The organism is Roseibium sp. RKSG952, assembly GCF_009711355.1.
On sequence record NZ_SMMF01000643.1, the window covers coordinates 1 to 2,983 of the forward strand.

Genomic DNA, 2,983 nt, shown 5'->3' on the forward strand with positions numbered 1-2,983 from the left:
GGCGGAAACCGCCTTGAAAGGCGTTCCGTGTAAACTTCATCTCCATCACAAACAGATGACAATTGGCAGAGTTGGCGCGTTCAGCAGCGCGGGTCAGCACTATGCAGAGGTCTCTTGTATGCGCACAGGTGTCCACACACGGGCCCGCGGAGCCAAGGCGGGTGCTGCCCAAGATGCAGCGCGCGCCTTTCGAGACCTTCGGAAGAAGCCCGGCGGCAACCGTCGGTAACCGTCGGTAACCGTCGGTAACCGGCGGCTACTTACGCTTCTTGTTCATCGCGGCTGCGAGAGCGGCGGCCATGGCGTTGTTGGCTGTATCGGGTGCGGACTTCGGTGCAGGTCCCTTCGGGGTGCCGCCGCGGGGTCCGCTACCCTTCGGGCCGCCGCTGCGCGGGCCTGAGCCGCGCGGATCGCTGCCACGGGCATTCTGGGTGCCGCCGGAGCGGTTGCCGGACCGGTTTTCCGAGCGTTCGCGCTGGGCTTCATAATCGGCATTGGAACGCATGGTCATGGAGATGCGCTTGCGCGGCACATCCACCTCAAGCACCGTCACCCTCACGATGTCGCCGGCCTTGACCACCTTGTGCGGATCGTCGACGAACCGGTCGGCAAGCTGGGAGACATGCACCAGTCCGTCCTGATGCACCCCGACATCGACAAAGGCACCGAAATTGGTGACGTTGGTGACCGTGCCCTCCAGTTTCATTCCGGGCTTGAGGTCCTTGATCTCTTCGATCCCGTCCTGAAGCGCCGCGGTCCGGAATTCCGGGCGCGGATCGCGGCCGGGCTTTTCAAGCTCGGACAGGATGTCCCTGACTGTGGGCAGGCCGAATTTCTCGTCGGTGAACTCTGCCGGGTTCAGGTCATTCAACAGCGTGGCATTGCCCATCACCTGACGAAAATCGCGGCCGCAGGCCTTGATGATGCGCTTGGCAAGCGGATAGGCTTCCGGGTGGACCGAGGACCCGTCGAGCGGTTCCTTGCCATCGGTGATGCGCAGGAACCCGGCGCATAGCTCGAAGGCCTTGGGGCCGAGACGCGGCACGTCCTTCAGCTGGCGGCGGCTTTCAAACCGGCCGATTTCATCGCGATGGGCAACAACGGCCTTGGCCAGGCTTTCGCTCAGGCCGGAGATCCGCGACAGCAGGGCCGGGGAGGCGGTGTTGAGATCGACACCGACCGCATTCACCGCATCTTCCACCACCGCATCCAGGGCACGGGCCAGCCGGGTCTGGTTGACGTCATGCTGATACTGGCCGACGCCGATCGATTTCGGCTCGATCTTGACCAGTTCGGCAAGCGGGTCCTGCAGGCGGCGGGCAATGGAGGCGGCCCCGCGCAAGGACACGTCGATGCCGGGCATTTCCTTCGCCGCCAGTTCGGAGGCGGAATAGACCGAAGCACCCGCCTCGTTGACAATCACCTTGACCGGACGCTGGGCGGACGGAATGTCGCTCAGGACGTCGGCGGCAAGGCGGTCGGTTTCACGGCTGGCGGTGCCGTTGCCAATCGCAATCAGCCCGACCTTGTGCTTGGCGATCAGCGCCTGAAGCACGGCGCGCGATCCGGACACGTCATTGCGCGGCTGGAACGGGTAGATGGTGGCGGTGTCGACCAGCTTGCCGGTGCCATCAACCGCGGCAACCTTGACGCCGGTGCGGATGCCGGGATCAAGCCCCAGTGTTGCCTTGGCTCCTGCGGGCGCCGCCAGCAACAGGTCCTTGAGATTTCTGGCGAACACCTCGATGGCGGCTTCCTCGGCGCGGTCCCGGAGCGCGCCCATCAGGTCGAGCTCAAGATGCAGCGCCAGCTTCACCTTCCAGGCGAATTTCGCCACTTCCATCAGCCACTTGTCGGCAGGACGTCCCCGCTCGGCAATGCCGTAGGTGTCGGCAACCATACGGACGGCAGGCGGCACGGGGGCCGGATCATCGGCGTCAACGGTCAGGTCGACAGCCAGAATGCCTTCATTGCGGCCCCGGAACAGGGCGAGCGCCCGGTGGCTCGGGATTTTTGAAAGCGGCTCGGAATAGTCGAAATAATCGGCGAATTTGGCGCCCTTTTCGGCCTGTCCGTCGATCAGCTTCGATTGCACCACACCCCGCTGTTCGACATGGCGGCGCAGCCGCCCGACCAGATCGGCGTTTTCGGCAAACCGCTCCATCAGGATCTGACGGGCCCCGTCCAGAACGGCCTTGGTATCAGCAAAGCCCTGATCCGGTTTGAGAAAGGCGGCGGCTTCCTGTTCGGGCTGCTTCATCGGAGTGTTCAGCAGCAGGTCGGCGAGCGGCTCGAGACCGGCCTCGCGGGCAATCTGCGCCTTGGTGCGGCGCTTCTTCTTGAACGGAAGGTAGAGATCTTCGAGCACCGACTTGGTGTCCGCCGACTGGATCTTGCCCGCAAGCTCTTCGGTCAGCTTGCCCTGTTCGTCGATCGACCTGGTGATTGCGGCGCGGCGGTCTTCCAGCTCGCGCAGATAGATCAGCCGTTCCTCCAGCTTGCGCAACTGGCTGTCGTCGAGCCCGCCGGTGGCTTCCTTGCGGTAGCGGGCGATGAAGGGAACGGTCGAGCCCTCGTCAAGCAGCTGGACGGTGGCGTTGACCTGATTGGGCTGACAGCCGACTTCCTCCGAAATCCGCCGCGCGATCCGCAACGCGACCTCCGGGCCCGGGGGTGCGGATTTGGAAGAAGGAGCGGGGCTCTGGATCTCGGACATGGCTCAAAGCTCGTTTCGGCAAGGGATTTCGAAGTGCCTGACGATAAGTCCGGCCCGGACGGCAGGAAAGTGACTGATCGGCAAGATCCACCAAAAACGGTGCCGTCAACGGCGGCGTTCCCGGGTTGTGGCGCTGCTTTACGGTTTAAGATTTCAGCACTGACAATCAATCCCTTATGGAGACCTCTGCATATTGCCGGTCTGTGTAGTTGAACGCGCCAATTCTGCCCATTAGCGTCTGTTTGGGATGGAGATGAAGTGTTCACG

General features: G+C 63.2%; 1 protein-coding gene. It reads right to left on the minus strand.

Going from position 1 to position 2,983, the window contains the following annotated elements:
• Positions 1–256 precede the first annotated feature (256 nt).
• Positions 257–2,716, minus strand: coding sequence for a Tex family protein (locus tag E1297_RS03250; protein ID WP_155133823.1), 2,460 nt, complete (start codon positions 2,714–2,716; stop codon positions 257–259).
• Positions 2,717–2,983 lie beyond the last annotated feature (267 nt).

Coding starts and splice junctions, on each gene's coding strand:
- E1297_RS03250 (WP_155133823.1), bottom strand. CDS start 2,716: ATGTCCGAGATCCAGAGCCCCGCTCCTTCTTCCAAATCCGCACCCCCG.